Source organism: Ureibacillus sp. MALMAid1270, from assembly GCF_049202975.1.
Lineage (GTDB): Bacteria > Bacillota > Bacilli > Bacillales_A > Planococcaceae > Ureibacillus.
Genome location: NZ_JBMIRP010000045.1, coordinates 12,748 through 35,368, shown reverse-complemented (window position 1 = coordinate 35,368; position 22,621 = coordinate 12,748). Strand labels below are relative to the sequence as shown.

General features: G+C 34.5%; 21 protein-coding genes. All 21 read left to right on the top strand.

Annotation, left to right across the window (positions count from 1 at the left end; translation table 11 throughout):
* The first annotated feature begins 430 nt into the window (after positions 1-430).
* The 21 genes from ispE to hpt all read left to right on the top strand — a co-directional run bounded on the left by ispE (position 431) and on the right by hpt (position 22,579).
* The gene (gene ispE / locus ACOQFO_RS05600) at positions 431-1,297 is read left to right on the top strand and encodes a 4-(cytidine 5'-diphospho)-2-C-methyl-D-erythritol kinase (protein ID WP_421688713.1); all 867 of its coding nucleotides are present in this window, start codon (positions 431-433) and stop codon (positions 1,295-1,297) included.
* A 142-nt stretch (positions 1,298-1,439) separates the two neighbouring features.
* Positions 1,440-2,273: a pur operon repressor gene (purR, locus tag ACOQFO_RS05595; protein WP_421688711.1), complete on the top strand. Its 834-nt coding sequence runs from the start codon at positions 1,440-1,442 to the stop codon at positions 2,271-2,273.
* Positions 2,270-2,644: a RidA family protein gene (locus ACOQFO_RS05590; RefSeq protein WP_421688710.1), complete on the top strand. Its 375-nt coding sequence runs from the start codon at positions 2,270-2,272 to the stop codon at positions 2,642-2,644. The genes purR and ACOQFO_RS05590 overlap by 4 nt, the downstream gene beginning before the upstream one ends.
* A gap of 230 nt (positions 2,645-2,874) precedes the next feature.
* Positions 2,875-3,162 (top strand): septation regulator SpoVG, encoded by a 288-nt coding sequence (spoVG, locus tag ACOQFO_RS05585; RefSeq protein ID WP_421688709.1) that lies wholly within the window; start codon positions 2,875-2,877, stop codon positions 3,160-3,162.
* Positions 3,163-3,371: 209 nt separating this feature from the next.
* Positions 3,372-4,736, top strand: a complete 1,365-nt coding sequence (gene glmU, locus ACOQFO_RS05580) for a bifunctional UDP-N-acetylglucosamine diphosphorylase/glucosamine-1-phosphate N-acetyltransferase GlmU (protein WP_421688708.1) — start codon at positions 3,372-3,374, stop codon at positions 4,734-4,736.
* Between the two features lie 31 nt (positions 4,737-4,767).
* On the top strand, positions 4,768-5,727 hold the full coding sequence (locus ACOQFO_RS05575; RefSeq protein WP_421688707.1) for a ribose-phosphate diphosphokinase: 960 nt from the start codon (positions 4,768-4,770) through the stop codon (positions 5,725-5,727).
* A 129-nt stretch (positions 5,728-5,856) separates the two neighbouring features.
* Complete coding sequence (locus ACOQFO_RS05570; RefSeq protein ID WP_421688706.1) at positions 5,857-6,480, top strand: 50S ribosomal protein L25; 624 nt, start codon at positions 5,857-5,859, stop codon at positions 6,478-6,480.
* 175 nt (positions 6,481-6,655) lie between these two features.
* A complete protein-coding gene (pth, locus tag ACOQFO_RS05565; RefSeq protein ID WP_421688705.1) occupies positions 6,656-7,222 on the top strand; it encodes an aminoacyl-tRNA hydrolase in 567 nt (188 codons plus the stop codon).
* Positions 7,223-7,325: 103 nt separating this feature from the next.
* On the top strand, positions 7,326-7,553 hold the full coding sequence (locus ACOQFO_RS05560; protein WP_421688704.1) for an anti-sigma-F factor Fin: 228 nt from the start codon (positions 7,326-7,328) through the stop codon (positions 7,551-7,553).
* Between the two features lie 264 nt (positions 7,554-7,817).
* The gene (gene mfd, locus ACOQFO_RS05555; protein WP_421688703.1) at positions 7,818-11,339 is read left to right on the top strand and encodes a transcription-repair coupling factor; all 3,522 of its coding nucleotides are present in this window, start codon (positions 7,818-7,820) and stop codon (positions 11,337-11,339) included.
* A gap of 157 nt (positions 11,340-11,496) precedes the next feature.
* On the top strand, positions 11,497-12,033 hold the full coding sequence (gene spoVT / locus ACOQFO_RS05550) for a stage V sporulation protein T (RefSeq protein ID WP_421688702.1): 537 nt from the start codon (positions 11,497-11,499) through the stop codon (positions 12,031-12,033).
* A gap of 115 nt (positions 12,034-12,148) precedes the next feature.
* Positions 12,149-13,756, top strand: coding sequence for a putative polysaccharide biosynthesis protein (locus ACOQFO_RS05545; protein WP_421688701.1), 1,608 nt, complete (start codon positions 12,149-12,151; stop codon positions 13,754-13,756).
* Positions 13,757-13,763: 7 nt separating this feature from the next.
* Positions 13,764-15,233 (top strand): nucleoside triphosphate pyrophosphohydrolase, encoded by a 1,470-nt coding sequence (gene mazG, locus ACOQFO_RS05540; protein ID WP_421688700.1) that lies wholly within the window; start codon positions 13,764-13,766, stop codon positions 15,231-15,233.
* A gap of 1 nt (position 15,234) precedes the next feature.
* A complete protein-coding gene (locus ACOQFO_RS05535; protein ID WP_421688699.1) occupies positions 15,235-15,525 on the top strand; it encodes an RNA-binding S4 domain-containing protein in 291 nt (96 codons plus the stop codon).
* A gap of 128 nt (positions 15,526-15,653) precedes the next feature.
* Positions 15,654-15,953, top strand: a complete 300-nt coding sequence (yabP, locus tag ACOQFO_RS05530; RefSeq protein ID WP_036189147.1) for a sporulation protein YabP — start codon at positions 15,654-15,656, stop codon at positions 15,951-15,953.
* Positions 15,950-16,435: a spore cortex biosynthesis protein YabQ gene (yabQ, locus tag ACOQFO_RS05525; protein ID WP_421688698.1), complete on the top strand. Its 486-nt coding sequence runs from the start codon at positions 15,950-15,952 to the stop codon at positions 16,433-16,435. The genes yabP and yabQ overlap by 4 nt, the downstream gene beginning before the upstream one ends.
* Before the next feature lie 47 nt (positions 16,436-16,482).
* Positions 16,483-16,875 carry an FtsB family cell division protein gene (locus ACOQFO_RS05520; RefSeq protein ID WP_421688697.1) on the top strand — a complete coding sequence of 131 codons (393 nt, stop codon included), beginning with the start codon at positions 16,483-16,485 and terminating at the stop codon, positions 16,873-16,875.
* A 212-nt stretch (positions 16,876-17,087) separates the two neighbouring features.
* Positions 17,088-17,522: a S1 domain-containing RNA-binding protein gene (locus ACOQFO_RS05515; protein WP_421688696.1), complete on the top strand. Its 435-nt coding sequence runs from the start codon at positions 17,088-17,090 to the stop codon at positions 17,520-17,522.
* Positions 17,523-18,076: 554 nt separating this feature from the next.
* On the top strand, positions 18,077-20,470 hold the full coding sequence (locus tag ACOQFO_RS05510; protein ID WP_421688695.1) for a SpoIIE family protein phosphatase: 2,394 nt from the start codon (positions 18,077-18,079) through the stop codon (positions 20,468-20,470).
* A 19-nt stretch (positions 20,471-20,489) separates the two neighbouring features.
* On the top strand, positions 20,490-21,899 hold the full coding sequence (tilS, locus tag ACOQFO_RS05505; protein ID WP_421688694.1) for a tRNA lysidine(34) synthetase TilS: 1,410 nt from the start codon (positions 20,490-20,492) through the stop codon (positions 21,897-21,899).
* Positions 21,900-22,036: 137 nt separating this feature from the next.
* Positions 22,037-22,579 (top strand): hypoxanthine phosphoribosyltransferase, encoded by a 543-nt coding sequence (gene hpt, locus ACOQFO_RS05500; RefSeq protein WP_421688693.1) that lies wholly within the window; start codon positions 22,037-22,039, stop codon positions 22,577-22,579.
* Positions 22,580-22,621 lie beyond the last annotated feature (42 nt).

Sequence of the window (22,621 nt, the reverse complement as noted above, 5' to 3'; positions counted from 1 at the left end):
CATTAAGTGGGGGATAAAAGACCTAAATAAGCTATATGAGCATAGGTACTTAAGTTATTGAACCGCCGTGTACGGAACCGTATGCACGGTGGTGTGAGAGGTCGACTAGCCAATTAATGGCTAGTCTCCTACTCGATTATTAAAAAAATAATAAGATACAAGAAAATAAAAAACAAAAATTTGTACTATGTCACAAAGTAGTGGGACAGAAAGACTGTCCCCGATGTCCCAAAAACAAAACATGTGTACAACAAATACGTCAAGACCATTTGTTTGGAGTATGTTACAATTAGTGACAGCAAATTTTGATATACATAGATGAAAAAATCGATGTGGGTTCATCTCCAAAACTCACTCATTTTTAAGATGAAAGTGTTTCATTGGAAGTGAATTGAGAGAAGAACTTATTTCCAAATTGGAGGATATGAAAATGCTTTATGTTAAAGCTCCTGCGAAAATTAACTTAACATTAGATGTCTTATATAAACGCCCAGATAACTACCATGAGGTCGAAATGATTATGACCACTGTAGATTTAGCAGATCGAATTGGACTTGAAGAGAGAAAAGATAGTCTTATCAAAATCTCATCTTCAAACAGTATCGTTCCAGACGATGAAAGAAATTTAGCATATCAAGCTGCTAAATTGCTAAAAGATACTTATGGAATACAAAAGGGTGTAACAATTACAATTGATAAAGAAATCCCGGTTGCTGCTGGATTAGCTGGTGGAAGTAGCGATGCTGCTGCAACTTTACGTGGGTTAAACCAACTATGGAACCTAAACTTATCATTAGATACATTAGCTGAGCTAGGTGCGAAAATTGGTTCTGATGTATCCTTTTGTGTTTACGGTGGAACAGCACTTGCTACCGGTCGAGGTGATAAGATCCAACATATACCAGCACCACCTACATGTTGGGTTGTATTAGCAAAACCGAAAATTGGAGTATCTACTGCAGCGGTATATGGTGGACTGAATATAGATGAAGTGGAACATCCAAATACGAAACAAATGATTCAAGCAATTGAAGAGAGCAACTATGAATTAATGTGTAAAAGCTTAGGAAATGTTTTGGAAACTGTTACTTTTAAACTTCATCCAGAAGTGGTTATGATTAAAGAGCAAATGAAGAAATTTGGTGTAGATGGCGTATTAATGAGCGGAAGCGGTCCAACTGTTTTTGGCCTAATTGATAGTGAAACACGCTTAAGTAGAATTTATAACGGGTTAAGAGGCTTCTGTGACGAAGTATTTGCTGTACGATTAATTGGTGAAAGGAATTCACTTGCTTAATATCGTACATTTATGTTACTTTTTCTATAAAATATTCGGTTTTCAATGATAGAATGTTCTTATATGAGAATTAACATTAAGAATTTTCTAATCTATTGAATATTGATCGCTTTGATATAAAAAATTTTAAGGAGAGGGTCGCATGAAATGGAAGCGTAGTGAACGCTTAGTAGATATGACTCACTATTTACTTGAGCATCCACATCGACTAATCCCACTCACCTTTTTTTCAGATTTATACAATTCAGCAAAGTCGTCAATTAGTGAAGATTTAACGATTGTAAAAGAAACCTTTGAAGAAAAAGGAATTGGGTTATTAGTGACAGTACCTGGTGCTGCTGGTGGGGTAAAATATATCCCAAAAATGACTGATTATGAAGTACGTGAAATCATTCAAACATTAATTTCTGAGCTAAGTAAATCAGATCGATTACTACCTGGTGGTTACTTATTTATGACTGATTTACTAGGAAACCCGGAGTTAATGAATCGTGTAGGAAAAGTATTTGCAAGTGTATTTTATGATCAACAAATTGATGTCATTATGACCGTTGCAACAAAAGGAATATCTATTGCTCACTCAATTGCGAAACATTTGAACGTTCCTGTTGTCGTAGTAAGACGTGATAGCAAAGTAACTGAAGGTTCTACGGTTAGTATTAACTACGTTTCAGGTTCATCTCGCCGCATCCAAACTATGGTTCTATCGAAACGTAGTATGAAAAGTGGACAACGTGTCCTTATCACGGATGATTTTATGAAAGTGGGAGGAACACTAAATGGTATGAAGAATCTATTAGAAGAGTTTGATTGCGAGCTAGCAGGGATTGCTGTTTTAGTAGAAGCTGAGCATGCAGATGACTCACTAGTAGATGATTACTATTCTTTAGTTAAACTACGTGAAGTGAATGAAAAAGATCGGACGATCGCACTAAGTGAAGGAAACTATTTTTTAAAAGGAGAGAAAAGAAAATGAAAACAATTTCAACAACTAACGCACCAGCAGCAATTGGCCCTTATGCACAAGGTATCGTAGTAAATGGATTATTTTTTAGTTCTGGACAAATCCCTTTAACAGCACAAGGTGAATTAGTGGAAGGTGATATCGTAGCTCAAACAAACCAAGTTTTTGAAAACTTACGAGCTGTACTTGCAGAAGCAGGATCTTCACTAGATAAAGTCATTAAAACAACAGTGTTTTTAAAAGATATGAATGATTTTGCTGCAATGAATGAAGCATATGCACAAAATTTTGGTGACCATAAACCTGCTCGATCTGCGGTTGAAGTTGCGAGACTTCCTAAAGATGTAAAAGTTGAAATTGAAGTAATTGCAGTTGTTGAGTAAGTTTAAATAGTAGTGTTTTTGAACAAAAATACGAATATTATAACGAAAGCTGTCGTGAAAGTTTTACTTTCTTGACAGCTTTTTCCTTTAAATATGTTTAATATTTATAAAATTTTTAAAAAATTATTCAAATTTTTTTGAAAATTAGGTAAAATAAGAAGGGAAATAGAAAATATTGTAGAATTATATTTTTTTATACAGCATCATAGAATGAGAGGAGTGAAAGAAGTATGATAGTTACAGATGTAAGATTACGTCGTGTTCAAACCGATGGTAGAATGAGAGCAATCGCATCTATTACTTTAGACGATGCTTTTGTTGTACATGATATTCGAGTTATTGATGGAAATAGTGGACTATTTGTTGCGATGCCTAGCAAAAGGACTCCTGACGGGGAATTCCGTGATATTGCACATCCAATCAACTCAGAAACTAGAAACATGATTCAAGATGTAGTATTAGCTGCATACCATGCTGCAAGCGAAGAAGTTCTTGAATTAGAAGAAGCTAACGCTTAATATTACAGGAAATGAGAGCCATATATTTTAATAGGCTCTTTTTTTATTTGCTCAAAAATGCTATAAAACAGCTGTTTTTATTAAATTTTTTTAATAATTTTTGGGGAAAAACTAAAAGGATGTAACCGTTTTGTCAAGTCTAGATGCCTTGAAAATCCGAAGAATTTACTATATAGTCATAAGAGAAACTTTTCAAACGGAGGACTAAAATGAATAGAATTTTTGCGGTAGTTTTGGCTGCAGGTCAAGGAACACGCATGAAGTCCAAATTATATAAAGTTCTACACCCTGTGTGTGGAAAGCCAATGGTAGAACACGTTGTAGATAACGTTCGTTTATTGAATGTAGATCGTATCGTTTCCATCGTAGGCCATGGAGCTGAAATGGTAAAAGACCACTTAGGGGAGAAAAGTGAGTATGTACTTCAAGCAGAACAATTAGGTACTGCCCATGCTGTACAACAAGCAGAGCAACTATTAGGTTCTTTAGATGGAACTACTTTAGTTGTTTGTGGTGATACACCTTTAATCCGCCCTGAAACACTTCAAGCATTATACGAGTATCATCATGAACAAAATGCAAAAGCAACGATTCTAACGGCAGTTACTGAAACACCTTTTGGTTATGGAAGAATTATTCGTAATGAACAAGGTCAAGTAGAACAAATTGTAGAACAAAAAGATGCTACTGAAGAGCAACAGCTTGTAAAAGAAATCAATACAGGTACTTATTGTTTTGATAATAAAGCGCTATTCGAAGCATTAAAACAAGTGAAAAATGAAAACGCTCAAGGTGAATATTATTTACCAGACGTTATTGAAATATTAAAAAAACAAGGTGATATTGTTTCAGCGTTTGCAACAAATGATTTCAATGAAATCTTAGGTGTAAATGACCGAGTTGCTTTATCACAAGCTGAAGAAATCATGCGGAATAGAATTAATGAAAAACATATGCGTAATGGTGTAACAATAATTAATCCTCAAAATACTCATATTAGTATAGAAGCTGTTATTGGTAGAGACACAATTATTAAACCTGGTGTAATAATTGAAGGAAATACTGTTATTGGTGAAGATTGTGTGATCGGTCCGAATAGTCAAATTGTCGATAGCCAAATCGGGGATCGAACAACAGTATTTAACTCAGTTGTCCTAAATAGTTCAGTGGGCGAAGATACGGCAATTGGTCCATTTGCACATATTCGTCCTGATTCAAACTTAGGTAATCATGTGAAAATCGGTAACTTTGTTGAAGTGAAGAAAAGCACTTTAGGAAATGATACAAAGGTTTCTCACTTAAGCTATATTGGTGATGCGGAAGTTGGCAACGACGTAAATATCGGTTGTGGGTCAATTACTGTAAACTACGATGGAAAAAACAAATATAAAACAATTATTGAAGACAATGTTTTTGTTGGTTGTAATTCCAATTTAGTTGCTCCAGTAAAAATCGGTGAAGGGTCCTTTATCGCTGCAGGTTCAACGATTACAAAAGAAGTTCCAAAAGATGCACTTGCCATTGCACGTGCTAGACAAGAAAATAAACTAGATTATGCAAAAAAATTAAAATAAACAATCTAGCTAAAACTTTTAGGAGGGCATCATGCCATATCAATACGCAAACTCAAAATTAAAGTTGTTTTCTCTAAACTCAAATTACCCATTAGCTCAAGAAATCGCAGAAGTAATGGGAGTGGAGCTTGGAAAATCATCAGTTAAGCATTTCAGTGATGGAGAAGTACAAATAAGTATTGAAGAAAGCATCCGTGGATGTGACGTATTTATTGTTCAATCTACTTCTGCTCCGGTAAACGAACACTTAATGGAACTATTAATTATGATTGACGCAGTTAAACGTGCATCTGCTAAAACTGTAAATGTTGTTATTCCTTATTATGGATATGCACGCCAAGACAGAAAAGCAAAAGCACGTGAACCAATCACTGCTAAATTAGTTGCTAACCTTTTAGAAACTGCTGGTGCAACTCGTGTAATCGTATTAGATTTACATGCTCCACAAATTCAAGGTTTCTTTGATATCTTAATTGACCACTTAATGGCAGTGCCATTACTTTCTGAATATTTCTTATCTAAAAACTATTCACCAGATGAATTAGTAATTGTATCACCAGACCATGGTGGAGTAACTCGTGCTCGTAAAATGGCAGAACGTCTAAAAGCACCAATTGCCATTATCGATAAACGTCGTCCAAAACCAAACGTTGCGGAAGTTATGAATATTGTAGGTAATATCGAAGGAAAAGTATGTATCCTAATTGATGATATTATTGATACTGCAGGTACAATTACACTTGGGGCTAATGCCTTAATGCAAAATGGTGCAAAAGAAGTGTATGCTTGCTGTTCTCACCCAGTATTATCTGGTCCAGCGATTGAACGTATTGAAAACTCACCAATTAAAGAATTAGTTGTAACAAATACTATTCAACTTCCTGATGAAAAACGTTCACCTAAAGTAAAACAACTTTCTGTTGCAAACTTAATGGCTGAAGCTATTTCTCGTGTATACGAAAACAAATCAGTTAGTACATTATTCGATTAATCATAAAACTGCCGGCTCTCCTTGTGTAGAGTCGGCTTTTTCTTTCGTTTCGAAGATTTATTGATTAGCCTTAATGAAATAAAGACATACTAAATCGTGTATATTTTTTTCAGAAAAGGGGTCAAGAATATGAGCGTTATATTACAAGCTTCGAAACGAAACATAGGATCACGTGGAAAGCTAAGTAATTTAAGAAAACAGGGGAAATTACCTGCTGTTGTATATGGATATAACACGGAATCGATGCCGATTGTATTAGACTATACTGAAACGGCAAAGGCTGTACAAAAATATGGTAGAACAAGTGTTTTTCAAATTGACGTTGAAGGCAAACGAGTAAATGCAGTGTTAAATGAAGTACAACGATGTGCATTAAAAGGACATGTTAAGCATGTAGATTTCTTATCAATTAATATGTCTCAAGAACTTGAGGTAGATGTACCTGTTGTAGCAGTTGGTGAAGCTATAGGAGTTAATGAGGGCGGTATATTAACGCAACCAGTTCGACTATTGAAAATAAGAGTAAAACCAGCTGAAATTCCTGATCATATTGAAGTAGATGTTTCTGGATTAGCAATAGGGGATTCATTCAACGTTAGAGATCTAAATATTCAATATGAAGTACTGAGTGCAGATGAAGATACATTATTCACAGTAACACCTCCAGGGGTAGCTTCTGATGATACTGCTGGTCAAGGTGACGATGAGAACCAGGATATTAAAGCAACAGAAGCTCCTGAATCAGAGAACTAAAATGCTCAATTACAACATTGTGTATTAAATAGGGGATGTCTTGAAAGTAAACGTTCAAGACAATCCCCTTCTTACTTCATATAATAGATATAAAGACATATATAAAAACAATTGTGCTTTTATACATACTCATATGTTAAAATTAGCTCGATTAGTGAATAAAAGGGTGGAGATTATGAAATTAATCGTTGGACTTGGTAACCCAGGGAAACAATATGAACATACGCGACATAATATTGGTTTTGAATGTATTGATGAACTTTCAAAAAAGTGGGATGCACCACTAAATCAGTTAAAGTTTAATGGAATGTATACTACTATTCATCGACCAGAAGGGAAAGTAATCCTTTTAAAACCATTAACTTACATGAATTTATCTGGCGAAAGTGTAAGACCAATTATGGATTATTTCGATATAGATTTAGAAAATCTAATTGTCATTTACGATGATTTAGATTTAGAGGTTGGAAAATTACGTTTACGACAAAAAGGAAGTGCTGGTGGACATAATGGTATTAAATCATTAATTCAACATTTAGGCACTCAAGAATTTAATCGTATTCGAGTTGGAATTAGCCGACCACCAGCAGGTATGAAAGTTGCTGATTATGTACTTTCAAAATTTACAAAAGAAGAAGATCCAATTATCGAGGATGCTGTTAAAACTACAGTTGAAGCAGTTGAGACTGCTTTATCTAAAAAGTTCTTAGATGTAATGAACCAATTTAATGTTTCCAAATAGAGGAAGTAGCATGCTGTATTAAGGTGCATAAAAAAATGAATTTAAGTCTATACTTCTAGTACATAATAGGGATTGCCGATTGTACTTAAAGGAGGACGAGTTCATGACTGTCAGATACCGTTGCAGACATTGTGAAACAGAAATAGGGACTTTACCTTTTGATGCAGATGAAACTATACGTAAGCTTCATTTATTTGAAGTAGGAGAAATAGATGATTATGTTGAAAAAGATGCAAATGGAGAAACGACTGTACATTGCATTTGTGAATCATGTGAAGATTCATTAAGACAGTTTCCAGATTACTATGCGCTCAAAAAGTGGTTACAATAATAAAAACAAAGAAGAGAATCTTAACTTGCTGTTAAGTTGTAAGATAGGATAAACGCTTTGGCACTCAGTGTATGAGTCCAAGGCTTTTTCCTACTTAATTTATTCATATCTTGAATTTAGTAGGCCTTTTATAGGTAATGATTATTAGCTTTCATGAGGGCATTCATTTTGTAAATGGAAGTATTTCCTTCGTCTATATGTCATACTTATAAACGTATACATAAAAAATTTTAGGACGAAAAGTAATGGAAGGGGGTTTTGTATATGGACGTATTACGTCAACTATTCTCTCAAGATAAACATATAAATGGCCTTATTCATCAGATAACAGATAAACAATATGATTCACAATTGATTACTGGATTAACTGGAGGAGCAAGACCAGTTCTTATTCATTCGCTATTTAACGAACTAAAAAAACCTCTATATATCCTTTCACCTAATTTACTGCAGGCGCAAAAGTTAGTTGAAGATCTAACTGCTCTTTTAGGAGAAGAAAATGTCCATTATTATCCGGCAGAAGAGTTTTTAGCGGCAGATGTAACGATTTCCTCTCCAGAATTGCGCGCGGAAAGAATTTCAACAGTAGGACATCTGATCAATAACGATGTAGCTGTCTATATCATTCCAATAGCAGGTATGAGAAAGATTATGACACCTGTTGAACAGTGGAAGACAAATTTCTTAGAAACTTCAGTAGGAGAAGACATCGAAGTAGAAGAATGGTTATCTAAACTTGTTGGAATGGGGTATTCAAGAAGTCAAATGGTTACAACACCAGGTGAGTTTGCGTTACGTGGAGGTATTTTAGATATTTACCCACCGTATGCAGAGTCACCTATTCGTATTGAACTTTTTGATACGGAAGTTGATTCCATAAGGGAGTTCTCTGCAGATGACCAACGCTCTATTCAAAAACTAAATTCTATCCGTGTTTTACCGGCAACAGACTTAATCTTAAATACAGAGCAACGTATTACACTTGCAGAAAGACTTGAAAAATCATTAGCTACAAGCTTAAAAAAGATTAAGAAAAAAGAAGTTCAAGAAACGCTCTATGAAAACATCCAATATGATATAGAAATGCTTCGACAAGGTAATGTTCCAAACCATATTCCTAAATACGGGTCACTTCTTTATGAAAACCCAGCCTTCCTTGGGGATTATTTTTCTGAAGATGGCGTTGTCCTATTTGATGAGATTGGCCGTATTCAAGAAGTGATGGATGCATGGGAGAAGGAAGAAGAAGATTGGTTTGTTTCTTTATTAGAAGATGGAAAAATTGTTCATGATGTTAAACCTTCATTTTCTTTTAAAGAAATATTAGCAATGATTAATCAACAAAAGGTATTTTTCGCATTATTTACTCGAACTTTTTCAGGAATTAAATTTTCAAAAACTACGAATTTCTCATGCAAACCAATGCAACAATTCCATGGTCAAATGGCCCTTCTACAAAATGAAGTGGAACGTTGGAAAAATGAAAAGTTTACAGTGTTATTCATCGGAAATAGTCAAGAACGGCTAAAGAAAATTCAAAGTACATTAGAAGATTACAATATTCAGAGTGTTATAGGAATGCCGAACGAGGCCGGAATCTACTTAGTTGAAGGATTGTTAAATTCCGGATTTGAATTACCTTTACAACGTATAGCAGTTGTGACAGATGATGAACTATTTAAGCAACAAGGAAAAAGAAAAAAATCCCGTACGCAAAAAATGTCCAACGCTGAACGAATTAAGAGCTATACGGAAATCAAACCAGGTGACTATGTCGTACATGTTCATCATGGTATTGGGAAGTATATAGGTGTAGAAACATTAGAAGTAAATGGTACACATAAGGATTATCTTCATATTCGATATCGCGCAGATGATAAATTGTATGTACCGGTTGATCAAATTGATTTAATCCAAAAATATGTAGCTTCCGAAGGTAAAGAACCTAAACTACATAAATTAGGCGGCGCTGAGTGGAAGAAGACAAAAGCTAAAGTATCTTCAGCTGTTAAAGATATTGCTGAAGACTTAATAAAACTTTATGCAAAGCGTGAAGCGGAAAAAGGATATGCATTTTCACCGGATACCGATGAACAACGCTCTTTTGAAGAAGCATTCCCATACGAAGAAACAGAAGACCAACTACGATCTATTATAGAAGTAAAACGAGATATGGAACGAGAACGACCTATGGATCGACTCGTATGTGGGGATGTTGGGTATGGAAAAACAGAAGTTGCTATTCGTGCAGCGTTTAAAGCAATTATGGATGGCAAACAAGTAGCCTTTTTAGTACCAACAACTATTTTAGCTCAACAACATTATGAGTCCATTACACAACGATTTGAAGATTATGCTATAAATGTTGGTCTGTTAAGCCGCTTTAGATCGAAAAAGCAACAGGCGGAAACATTAAAAGGATTAAAAGAAGGAACTGTAGATATCGTTATTGGAACACATCGTATTTTATCTAATGACGTTATATTCCATGATTTAGGTTTGCTAATTGTTGATGAAGAGCAACGTTTTGGTGTTACACATAAAGAGAAGATTAAACAGTTAAAAACGAACGTGGATGTGTTAACTTTAACGGCAACACCAATTCCAAGAACTTTACACATGTCGATGGTTGGTGTGCGAGATCTATCGGTAATTGAAACACCACCTCAAAATAGATTCCCTGTACAAACTTATGTAATGGAGTTTAATGGAGCATTAGTTCGTGAAGCAATTGAGCGAGAAATGGCACGAGGTGGACAGACATTTTATTTATATAACCGCGTAGAAGATATGACAAGAAAAGTTGAGGAAATTCAAATGCTTGTTCCAGAAGCAAGAGTAGGATATGCCCATGGGAAAATGACAGAATCCCAACTGGAATCCATCATACTTAGCTTCTTAGATGGAGAATATGACGTGTTAGTAACAACAACCATCATTGAAACAGGTGTTGATATGCCGAATGTTAACACGCTAATCGTACATGATGCTGATCGAATGGGATTATCCCAACTTTATCAATTGCGCGGACGTGTAGGACGTTCCAACAGAATTGCCTATGCTTACTTCATGTATCAACCCGATAAAGTATTAACTGATGTTGCAGAACAAAGGTTACAAGCTGTGAAAGAATTCACAGAACTTGGCTCTGGGTTTAAAATTGCAATGCGAGATTTATCAATACGAGGTGCTGGTAACTTATTAGGTGCAGAACAGCATGGCTTTATAGATTCAGTTGGTTTTGATCTGTACTCTCAAATGCTTGAAGATGCCATCAAAGAACGACAAGGTGAGAAACCAGAAGAAAGAGCTGAAATTGAAATTATACTTCATACGGATGCTTATATTCCGGATTCATATATACCTGATGGTTATCAAAAAATCCAAATGTATAAACGCATTAAATCAATGGATCGAATAGAGGACTATAATGAGATTTTCGATGAAATGATTGACCGTTTTGGAAATCTTCCAGATGAAACAGTAAATCTACTACGAATTGCTCGTATGAAAGTATGGGCAATAGAATCAGGGATTACAGCTATAAAAGAGAAACAAAATGTAATCTCGATTTATATTTCCGAAGAAGGTACAGCAAGAGTAGATGGAAGTAAAGTCGTATCTGAATCAATGAAATTTGAACGAGCAGTCGGTTTTAGTATGGATGGTCAAAAGTTAATCGTCACGATTGATGAGAAAAAATGTGGAAAACACCAACCGTTTGATGTTTTAGAACAAATGATAGAACTGATTGCAAAAACTAAAAAGCAACTCGTTGAAAAATAAATAATAAAAATGGCTCTTAATTAGGATTTATTTTTGTTAATATAGTAATTTTTTTACTCAGAAATTTATCCTATTCATACACTTTTTGCATACATTGTCCAATTTCTAACCATACTATTAGTGAATCAAAAATTGATATTGAAAGAGAGGCAACAAGATGAAGGCAACTGGAATTGTCCGACGTATTGATGATTTAGGTCGCGTTGTTATTCCAAAAGAAATTCGAAGAACAATGCGAATTCGCGAAGGTGACCCGTTAGAAATATATACAGATCGTGAAGGTGAAGTTATTCTAAAAAAATATTCACCCATTAATGACTTAGGAGAATTTGCAAAAGAGTATGTAGAGTCACTATATGAGACTATAGGAACTCCAGCTTTAATTAGCGACCGTGATGAAATTATTGCTGTAGCGGGTGTTTCTAAGAAAGATTATGTTAATAGACGTCTTTCTCCATTTGCAGAAGACTTTATGAAACAACGTTCAGTTATTTTAGAGAAAAATGAAGATACAATTGAGCTTATCCCAGGTCAATTTGAGCAGGTAAAATCATATTGTGTAGCTCCAATTATTTCTAATGGAGATACAATTGGTGCTGTCTATTTAATATCAAAAGTTCACTTCTTAACAGATGTTGAACAAAAAGCAGCAGAAACAGCTGCAAACTTCTTAGCAAAACAAATGGAAAACTAATAAGAGTGGCCGTCTCAAAAAAGAGATCGGCCTACTTTTATGTCTTTGAAATTTAATTGGAAAATATAGTTCTGTTATAATGGGAATAAATTGTTTTTAAGAAAGAGGAAAGTTTATGTCTCGTAATTTTGGGATGAAAGGATATATGAAAGGAGCATTACTCCTTACAATAGCTGCAATAATCGTTAAGATTTTAAGCGCGGTCTACCGGGTCCCTTTTCAAAACTTAGTAGGTGACCAAGGGTTTTATATATATCAACAAGTGTATCCATTTATTTCATTTTTCGTTGTTTGGACATCGGGTGGATTTGCAGTTGCTATTTCTAAAATGTTAGCAGATGTAGAAATGGGCAAAAATCCGCTTGAGCAAAAGTACTTTGTATCCCAAACAATTTTTTCCTATTTATCAGTACTATCGATTTTATTTTTCCTATTTCTGTTCTTAGGAGCGGATTGGTTAGCAAATTTAATGGATGATCAAAACCTATCTATGCTCATTAAAACAGGTTCTTTTGTAACGTTGTTTATGCCTATTTTGGCATTAATGAAAGGGATATTCCAATCTCGTGGTGAAATGGCACCAGTTGCTTATGCACAGGTGTTTGAACAAGCGATTCGAGTGTCAATTATATTAATCGGTACCATTATTATTATGAAAACATCAGAATCATTATATGGTGCTGGGAACATGGCTGTGTTAGGTACTGTTTTAGGTGAAATAGCCGGAGTGATTTTATTATTCTTCATATTAAAGAAGAAAGTCTCTCTCCAAAAGGTTCCAAAAAATAAATATAAAAGATGGCCAATTATAAAAGAAGTTACTTTACTAAGTATCAGTGTTAGTTTGAGTAGTTTATTAATCCTTAGTTTACAGCTAATTGATTCATTTACAATCTACTCGACAATGGTTGATGAAGGAATGGGAGAGTACATTGCGCAAATTAAAAAAGGAATTTATGATCGTGGTCAACCACTTGTCCAATTAGGAATTGTCATCGCATCTTCCTTATCATTAGCAATTGTTCCTCTTGTTGCGCATCATATGAAAAAACAAGGGGGACGCAGTGCAATTCCATTTATTCAATTAACTTATAGAAGTTCTTTATTGTTTGGTGTTGCTGCATCTATTGGTCTTATTGTCGTCATGCCATATGTTAATACTATGCTCTTTAAAACAAACGATTTATCAACAGTGTTAATGATTATTGTTTTACAAATTATCCCTCTATCCATTATTTTGACACTTACTGCCATCTTACAAGGTATGGGGAAATTAAAAATGCCAGCGATATTTATTTTCTGTGCACTAGTTGTTAAGGGGATAGGAAATCTAGTACTCGTTCCACAGTTTGATGTATTAGGTGCTTCTATAGCAAGTGATCTTAGTTTATATTTATGTGCTTTTTTACTCATCGTTTATATTAAAAATCTTACATCTATTCATTTAGCAGAAAGTCGTTTTTACATAAAGCTTTTTTCGGCAAGTATAGCGATGGTCATCGCGGTGTTTATAATAGATAAATTCTTGCAGTTCTTTACAGGAGTTGTACGTTCTACGAGAATTGAGGCTATTTTATTTGGTAGTTGTTTAATAGGTGTAGGAGCATTTGTATTTTTAACAGTAGTAGCGAAGACGAGACTTATTGGTGAAAAAGAATGGTTTTTGTTACCCTTTGGTCGAAGAATGGCAGTTTATCAACTATGGTTAAATAAGAGAAGGTAGGGGTTATATGAATGAAATTACTGTAATTGGTCTCGGTGCTGGAGATATCAATCAATTACCTTTAGGGGTTTATAAAAAACTACAAAAAGCAGAGAAAATCTTCAGTCGAACAATGGATCATCCCGTTATTAGTGAATTAGCTCAGGAAGGAATTTCTTTTGAAAGCTTCGATTCAATATACGAAAAACATGATACATTCCAACCTGTCTATGAAGAAATTGTATCTTTATTATTAAAAGAGTCCGAAACGCACCCTGTTTTATATTCTGTGCCTGGGCATCCCTTAGTCGCAGAACAGACTGTACAATTATTAATTGCTGCTGAGCGTGAGGGGAAGGTCCGTATAACTATAGAGGGTGGTCAAAGCTTCCTTGATTCTACATTTGCTGCATTAAAAATTGACCCTATCGAAGGTTTTCAACTCTTTGATGGGACAAGCTTTTCGATTCATGAAGTGAATATGAGAGCCCATTTATTAATCGCTCAAGTTTACGACACTTATAGTGCCTCGGAAGTAAAATTAACCCTAATGGAAAAATATCGAGAAGATTACCCTGTGACAATAGTAACTGCAGCTGGGTCTACAAGTGAGCAATTAAAAACTGTTCCATTATACGAATTAGATCAAGTTGTTGAAGTGAACAACTTAACAACAATCTATGTACCACCTGTAAAATGTTTTGAGGAAGCGCTGAAAGATTGGTCAACATTCCGTCAAATCGTCTCTACATTAAGAGGTCCTGATGGTTGTCCTTGGGATAAAGAACAAACTCATGAAAGTTTGAAAAAATATTTAATAGAAGAAGCGCACGAATTTCTTGCAGCGGTTGATGAAGAAGATGATTTTGGAATGGTCGAGGAATTGGGTGATATTCTTCTTCAAGTCTTTCTACATGCACAAATTGGGGAAGACAATGGGTACTTTAACTTAGAAGAAATCCTTGAATCGATTAGCGAAAAAATGATTCGTCGTCATCCTCATGTTTTTGGGGAAGTATCAGTTGCTGATTCCAATGATGTAGTCACTAATTGGGAAGCTATTAAAAAGCAAGAAAAAGGTCAACAAGATGATGATTCCATCTTAAAAGGTGAGTTTCGTGCAAGCTCGTCACTACAAACAAGTTTCAATTACCAAAATAAAGCTGCTTCAGTTGGTTTTGATTGGCCAAATGCAGAAGATACGTGGAAAAAGTTTGAGGAAGAGTGGCAAGAGTTTCGCGAGGAAATTCAAAATGGGTCAGGAATTACTCGCTTAGATGAATTTGGTGATGTATTATTTACACTAGTAAACATTGCTAGATTTTATAAAATTTCACCAGAAGAAGCAATGATCCATGCAAATGAAAAGTTCTGTAAAAGATTTCAATATATCGAGAAAAAAGTAAAAGAAAGTGGAAAATCATTTGGTGACTTTACTTTAGAACAACTCGATCAATTTTGGAATGAAGCAAAGATGATGGAAAAGGGGAGAAGTTAAATTGCGTTTAGATAAATTCCTAAAAGTTTCTCGTCTAATTAAACGTAGAACACTAGCAAAGGAAGTTGCAGAACAGGGTCGAATTACGATCAATGGTAAAGTTGCGAAAGCTAGTAGTTCAGTTAAAATTGGAGACGAGTTAGCTATTCGTTTTGGCCAAAAAGTGGTAACAGCTAAAGTAGAGGATTTACGAGAAAATGTTCGTAAAGAGGATGCAGCGAGTATGTTTACAATCTTAAAAGAAGAAAAGCTTGACCAAATTGAACCACAATTTATCGATGATGAAGAGTAACTATATTTGGACTCTCACATTTTTTAGAAAATAATATAAAAATTCTTAGCATGATGACAATTTTGTTGTCATGCTTTTTTTATTTATAGCATAAAGTGAAAAGAAAGAATCACTAAAGGAGGAACAATATGACACTACATCAGGAAAGTAATCGTTATAGTATTTCAACTGGGGATCATCTTTTGACAGTGCGTAATAAAAAAAGAATGGACATGACTGCAGTTAAGGAAATTGAACGTTTTGACCAAGAGGAATTTTACGTAAAAACTTCTCAAGGAAATCTACTTATTCGCGGTGAGGAATTGAAAATTGTACATTTAGATGTTGATAAGGGATTATTAACTCTAGAGGGCAATGTAAAACTTTTACAATATGATGACGAAGAGAATGGGTTATCAAAAGGCTTCCTCCATAAATTGTTTGGATGACGGTTAATGAACAATTTGTAAGTATTTTAATAATGATGGCTAGTGGTGTTTTAGTTGGCGCTATAATTGATGCTACACGATTTACTATAAGCGCCATATCACCAAAGTCATTTTTAAAGCGATTTACAATTGGAATAGAACTGGTCATTTGGGCACTATTAGGTGCACTGACTTTTTATATTTTATATATTATAAAGGGTGGAGAATGGCGTTTAATTGACCCAATAGCTCAAATTTCGGGCATCTTCTTGTACGAGTCTTTGTTTCAACCATTATTCCGTTTCCTAGGAAAAGTAGTTCTTTTCATAGTGATTAGGCCAATAATCTTATTTTTTAAACTGCTACTTTCCATATTAAACAGAATCATTTTACTAATTATTAGTATTATTTTGTTTGTTTTAAGTCCATTTCGAAAAATATTTACTAAATGGTATTCAAAATTTCACTCAAAATTTGGAAGATTCATCTTTAAAAAAAATTAATAGAACAGTATAATGTAAGATGCAAATAAACTCAGGAGGTGACGGATATGGCCAAGCGTCCCAAACAGCAAGATAAATCAAAAACTGTACGTACGCTTCAAAATGACTATGTCCGTGCAACAGACGAAGAATTGAAATCTTCTAATAGGCAAAAGATTCTATTACGAAGAAGATTACTAGCTTTTGGAATCATTGCCTCCGCTATATTAGTATTCTTTATAAGTACTATATTTACACAAGATCAAAGAATTGCTAAAAAAGAACAAGAAAAGACAGAAGCACTAGCTAAGTTAGAAAAAGTAAAAGAACAGCAAGAAATGCTCAATTTGCAAATCGCAAAGCTTGAAGATGATGACTATATTGCGAAGCTTGCTAGAAAAGAATATTTTCTTTCCGATGACGGAGAAATTATTTTCACAATTCCAGACGATGAAGAATAATATAGTGAGCAAGCAATTTAGATATGTTTATGGTTTAAATACTACAAACTATAGAAAAATTGTTTATTGAAGTCAGTTGTAAAAAGAGTTGTCTTGTTGACACTCTTTTTTTGTTGGCTATAATATAGAGAAACGAGCTATTTTTATTTGCACGTAAATTTAGATTACATGGCGATTTAGCCGCTTAAAATTTAAGGAGGATCATTTTTTTTATGTCAATTGAAGTAGGCAGCAAAGTACAAGGTAAAGTAACAGGAATCACAAATTTTGGAGCATTCGTTGAGCTGCCAGACGGCAAAACGGGTCTAGTTCACATTAGTGAAGTAGCGGATAACTATGTGAAAGACATTAACGAACATTTAAAAGTTGGCGATGTTGTAGAAGTAAAAGTGATGAATGTTGAAGCGGATGGTAAAATCGGTTTATCAATCCGTAAAGCAAAGCCTCAGCCTGAGAGACCTGAACGTCCTCAACGTCCACGTCGCGATAATCAGAACCATCGTTCAAATGATCGTAACCAGTACCAACAAAAAGAAAGTTTTGAACAAAAAATGGCACGATTCCTAAAAGATAGTGATGAGCGTCTTGCAACATTAAAACGTGCTACTGAATCAAAACGAGGTGGACGTGGAGCTAGAAGAGGATAGTTTGCTGTCTATTTTAGAGCGTAGAAAAAGTGTAAAATAGATTCATAATTATAAAAAGGATGACCCGATCGAAGGAGTCATCCTTTTATTTTGTAGAAATATAGATAATGCTTGTTTCGCATATGTATAAAAATTTATCCCAAATCACTACAAAAGGCGTTTGGTAACAACTATAAGGTTGATAACAGTAATAACTAACCCCAAAACTAATGCAATTAATTGAAATACAACGGGAATTGGTGCAGTGGTACCAACCACGATAAATATGGCCCCTATAAAAACAGAAACTGCTAATTTCCAATACGTATTTAACATCTCTTCTCTTTGCCTCCAAACTATAGCCAACCTAAATTCATGATAGCTTAAATTCATTATTCTTAAAATAATGACATCATTTTTTCATATTGTTGTCGATAACCCAAGTATTATTTTTCAAAATGTTGGCATTCCTATTATTTCGTCGAACGAATTATTTATTTTCCTTCACTACTAGACAAATTTTACGGACAAATTCTTATATAATTGTTCGAAATCGATAGAAGGGAATGGAGAATATGGCAAATATCGAAACGATTTCGGAAAAAACGATATTACATGGGATCAAAGACGGCTTCTCTATTAAAAAGATTAGCCTTATTATACATCTAAGCTTCTTATTACTAGCTTTGTTTCTATCACAAACTGTAATGTTCGATGCGGCGGTTCCATTTTTATTACCTCTTTGGGCGATTGTTAGACAGCGTTACGAAAATGAAAAAGCATGGGTTCTAATAGGAGGAATGGTTGGAGCTGTAAGTTTGGGGTTAGGACAAGTTCTAATATTAGGCTTACAACTAGTAATTTTTGAGTTATTTACACGTTTTCGTTATTGGAAATTGCCGACAAGTTTCGCAGTAGCAGTTGCTATACTAATAGGGCAATTTGCTTGGCAAACTGCAATACATTTTAGTTTTCCACCTATTATTATTCAGCTTTATATTTACTATGAGGTTGTTTTAGCGTTCTTTATGACGATTTTTGTACAACTATTTTTTGTTCAACCACATCAATTTTGGACAAAAAGTTGGAATTATGAACGAGTAGGTGCAGGATTAGTCATTTTAGCTATGGCTTTGACGGGCATGAATTCTATTGTCGTTTCTTATTTTGGACTAGCACCATTTGTCATGCAGCTGGCTATACTAATTGCAGCTTATGCAGGTGGTGTACAAATTTCAGCGACAATCGCTATTATTGTCGGTTCGCTCGTTGGTATTTCAGAACTTTCATTTACAGGGATGATTGCAGTGTACGGGTTGACCGGAGTAGTTGCTGGTCTATTTACAGGGCTAGGTCGCTTTGGAGTAGTAATCGGTAGTTTGGTTCCTAGTGTTTTCTTTTTCTTTTACGATACTACGTTACCTTTAGATACGGTTTATTTTGTATCAATCTTAGTAGCAGGTGTAGCATTTTTTGCAATACCACAATATGTCTTTAATTTCTTGCAAAATATTATCCATCCAAAGAGAGATGAAATTTTAATACAACGTCAAGAATGGGTAACGGAGAATACAAAAGCTAAACTTGAGACGTTCCAAAACTTTGTCGAATTTTTAAAAGAATTGGTTTTTGACCGTTTTACTTCGATTGAACCGGTTAAAACTGTAAGGAAAATTGAACCGAGTGCAACATGTATGAGTTGCTTTAGGTATGATCGCTGTTGGAGTAGTAAGGGTAATGGTATGGACGAGCTAATTGATAATTGGTTTATTGCAAAATCTGGAGTAAAGAAAGCCGAACAGACGATGGCAGAAGAAAAAATAAAATTAAAATGTGTAAAATCAACAAAATTACTCGAAGAACTTGATTATCAACTATATAACGATAAAATAAATGGAGAATTTTATCATGGAAAGAAAATGATTGCATTACAACTAAAAGACTTAAGCAATCATTTAAATAAATTGATGAAAGAAATGGAAAGTGAAACAATTACATTTAAGACAATAGAAGATGAGTTATATCAACAACTTAAAACTGCTCAAGTGCAATGCTTCCAAATCGATATCCTCAACAATACAATGGGAGAACGTGATATCATTTGTTCCATTGCGAAAAAGCATAAAACATATGAAGAGCAACATTTGCTATGTGAGAGAATTCTACTTCCAATTCTTTATGAAGTATTTGCAGAACCTTTCCAAGTAGAAAAAATAGTTGATCAAAAACAACCATTTGCTCATTTGCAAATTCGATTCCGTTCTGCAGTTCGTTATCAAATGGATTATGATATTTATAGTAAAGCTAAAAACTCCTGGGTTTCCGGGGATACACATGCAGTATTCCATATACATCCTGGGTTAGTGGCTGTTATGCTTTCGGATGGAATGGGACAAAATAGAGAAGCTCAGCGTGAAAGTCGCCGTTTAGTTCGATTAATGAGAGAATGTTTAAGTTACAATATGAATCCTGAGACAGCCATGCATACATTACACTATGTTATGTCGCTCAATCGTGAAGTAGATATGTACGCTACAATTGATTTTGCATTAGTTGATTTACAAAAAGGAGAATTGTGGTCATGGAAGGCAGGCAGTATGTCAACCTACATCTTGCGTGGTGAAAGATTAATTAAAGTGGATGGTGCAGCTGCTCCAGTTGGCTTTATGCCTGTGTTTTCAATCGAAACAGAAAAGGTTAAATTACTTGCAGATGACTATGTCGTGATGGTGTCGGACGGATTATTCTCGGGTGATCATGATTGGGATGAGCAAGAACAATATTTTGTGAACTTATTAAAAGAAAGTATTGAAAATGAAATACCAATAGATATTTTGTTATATCATTTAATGGAACAGTATCAACAAAGATATGAAGTTGATGATGATTGTACAATTATGTTATTTAATGTAGGACATGTTGTACCAAAATGGTCTGTATTTAAGCCAAATAAAAAAGCTATTTCTTAAAAACTTGCGAGGTGGGAAGATGGTTTCGTTTGAAAGTAAAGTGTACTCTTTTATAAATAATCATGAATTAATCCAAAAAGGAGACCGTCTTCTCATAGCTTGTTCTGGTGGAATAGACTCGATGGGGTTATTACATTATTTTTTATCTTTAAGAAAATGTTTTGACATTGAGATTTTTGTTGCCCATGTAGATCATATGTTAAGAGGAAAGACATCATTAGAAGATCGTCAATTTGTAGAAAACTTTTGTAAGGAAAAAGGAGTACCTGTATTTAGTACATCGATTCCTATACCAGAAATTCTGAAGGAAGAAGGAGGTAATTCACAGGCGATTTGCCGAAGAGAACGATATGCCTACTTTGCAGAAGTGATGGAGAAAAATTCTATAACAAAGTTGGTTACGGCACATCATGCGGATGATCAATTAGAATCTATGCTGATGTCGTTTACTAGATCCGGGTCTTTAGGTGGCATGAAAGGGATTTATGCAAAGCGAACCTTTTCCTTTGGGACGATTATCCGACCATTTCTATCCGTCACAAAAATAGAAGTAAAGGAATATCTAGAAATGAAAGGTGGAACATATCGTGAAGATAGTAGTAATTCAAAAGACGACTACACAAGAAATCGATTTAGACACCACATTATTCCACTAATGAAGCAGGAAAATGAATCGATTCCTCAAAATGCAGTACAGCTTGCAGAACGTATTCAAGAAGATGATGACTATCTTTTTACAATTGCTACGAGTAAATTTACGCAATTGACGAGAAGAAGTGATGGAGATGGGTATGTTCTGGACATTACTGCCTTTCAAAAGGAACCCCATTCGATACAAAGACGAATTATTTTAATGCTATTAAACTACCTTTACAATGGTACGGAAAGTTCAAATAGCGATGTTCTTGCTCGGTCTATCTTAGAGTTATGTAAAACACAAGATGGAAGTGCAACGATCGACTTACCAAAACAATTTGTTGCAAACAGAATATATGAGGAAGTTTTCTTTGAAAAGAAAACAGTGAAAGTTATACATGATGAAACAATTGTGCAACTTAACGAGTGGAACAAACTGAAAAATGGTATGTGTTTATACATAGGAGAAGCTTCTAATGTTGCAAAGTCGGAAGAAATTAATGATGGGGTTAAGCTCTATTTTAATTCAAAGTCATTTACAGCACCGTTTCGGGTTCGATCAAGAAAAGACGGGGACCGTATTCATTTAAAAGGTATGGAAAAACAGAAGCGCTTATCACGTCTTTTTATTGATGAAAAAGTTCCGCTACTCGACCGTGATTCATGGCCAATACTGGTTGATAGCAAAGATGTTGTGATGGCGGTGATTGGTATCCGAGAGAACAAAAATATTTCTAAAATACAACGCGCCCAAGATGATATTAAAATTATTATCGAGTACAATAAAGAATAGAGAATGTTTTTTAAAATATTGTTTTAATTTTGTAAAAAAATAAGGCAAGCCGTTAGCGAAAGATCTAACAATGTTATATTATGGACTTACATTTATTCATATATTTAGTAACAATGGTTACTACAGGAGGAACCTAAATGATTCAACAAGATATAGAAAAAATCATGATAACGGAAGAACAAATTCAAGAAAGAATCGCTGAAATTGGAAAACAATTAACTGAAGAGTATAAGGACCAATTTCCACTTGCAGTTGGTGTACTAAAAGGTGCAACACCATTTATGACAGATTTAATGAAACGATATGATTCATATATTGAAATTGACTTTATGGATGTATCGAGTTACGGAAACGCAACAGTCTCTTCTGGGGAAGTAAAAATTTTGAAGGATCTAAATACAAGTGTTGAAGGCCGTGATGTCATTATTATTGAAGACATTATTGATAGTGGCTTAACACTTAGCTATTTAGTTGATTTATTTAAATATCGTAAAGCAAAATCCATTAAAATTGTAACACTATTAGACAAACCATCAGGAAGAAAAGTTGATTTATCTGCAGATATCGTCGGCTTCCAAGTTCCAGATGGATTTGTAGTGGGATACGGATTAGATTACGCAGAAAAGTATAGAAACTTACCTTATATTGGGATCTTAAAGCGAGAAGTTTATTCGTTTTAGTTGAAATTTTATAAACATTTTGACTAAAAAGGGAAATCGCAT

What these genes read in the sequence shown, in the direction of transcription:
- spoVT (WP_421688702.1), top strand. Translation starts at nt 11,497, where the DNA reads ATGAAGGCAACTGGAATTGTCCGACGTATTGATGATTTAGGTCGCGTT.
- tilS (WP_421688694.1), top strand. Translation starts at nt 20,490, where the DNA reads ATGGTTTCGTTTGAAAGTAAAGTGTACTCTTTTATAAATAATCATGAA.
- ACOQFO_RS05510 (WP_421688695.1), top strand. Translation starts at nt 18,077, where the DNA reads ATGGCAAATATCGAAACGATTTCGGAAAAAACGATATTACATGGGATC.
- spoVG (WP_421688709.1), top strand. Translation starts at nt 2,875, where the DNA reads ATGATAGTTACAGATGTAAGATTACGTCGTGTTCAAACCGATGGTAGA.
- ACOQFO_RS05570 (WP_421688706.1), top strand. Translation starts at nt 5,857, where the DNA reads ATGAGCGTTATATTACAAGCTTCGAAACGAAACATAGGATCACGTGGA.
- hpt (WP_421688693.1), top strand. Translation starts at nt 22,037, where the DNA reads ATGATTCAACAAGATATAGAAAAAATCATGATAACGGAAGAACAAATT.
- ACOQFO_RS05515 (WP_421688696.1), top strand. Translation starts at nt 17,088, where the DNA reads ATGTCAATTGAAGTAGGCAGCAAAGTACAAGGTAAAGTAACAGGAATC.
- ispE (WP_421688713.1), top strand. Translation starts at nt 431, where the DNA reads ATGCTTTATGTTAAAGCTCCTGCGAAAATTAACTTAACATTAGATGTC.
- yabP (WP_036189147.1), top strand. Translation starts at nt 15,654, where the DNA reads ATGACACTACATCAGGAAAGTAATCGTTATAGTATTTCAACTGGGGAT.
- ACOQFO_RS05590 (WP_421688710.1), top strand. Translation starts at nt 2,270, where the DNA reads ATGAAAACAATTTCAACAACTAACGCACCAGCAGCAATTGGCCCTTAT.
- ACOQFO_RS05520 (WP_421688697.1), top strand. Translation starts at nt 16,483, where the DNA reads ATGGCCAAGCGTCCCAAACAGCAAGATAAATCAAAAACTGTACGTACG.
- ACOQFO_RS05560 (WP_421688704.1), top strand. Translation starts at nt 7,326, where the DNA reads ATGACTGTCAGATACCGTTGCAGACATTGTGAAACAGAAATAGGGACT.
- pth (WP_421688705.1), top strand. Translation starts at nt 6,656, where the DNA reads ATGAAATTAATCGTTGGACTTGGTAACCCAGGGAAACAATATGAACAT.
- glmU (WP_421688708.1), top strand. Translation starts at nt 3,372, where the DNA reads ATGAATAGAATTTTTGCGGTAGTTTTGGCTGCAGGTCAAGGAACACGC.
- mazG (WP_421688700.1), top strand. Translation starts at nt 13,764, where the DNA reads ATGAATGAAATTACTGTAATTGGTCTCGGTGCTGGAGATATCAATCAA.
- ACOQFO_RS05545 (WP_421688701.1), top strand. Translation starts at nt 12,149, where the DNA reads ATGTCTCGTAATTTTGGGATGAAAGGATATATGAAAGGAGCATTACTC.
- yabQ (WP_421688698.1), top strand. Translation starts at nt 15,950, where the DNA reads ATGACGGTTAATGAACAATTTGTAAGTATTTTAATAATGATGGCTAGT.
- ACOQFO_RS05575 (WP_421688707.1), top strand. Translation starts at nt 4,768, where the DNA reads ATGCCATATCAATACGCAAACTCAAAATTAAAGTTGTTTTCTCTAAAC.
- purR (WP_421688711.1), top strand. Translation starts at nt 1,440, where the DNA reads ATGAAATGGAAGCGTAGTGAACGCTTAGTAGATATGACTCACTATTTA.
- mfd (WP_421688703.1), top strand. Translation starts at nt 7,818, where the DNA reads ATGGACGTATTACGTCAACTATTCTCTCAAGATAAACATATAAATGGC.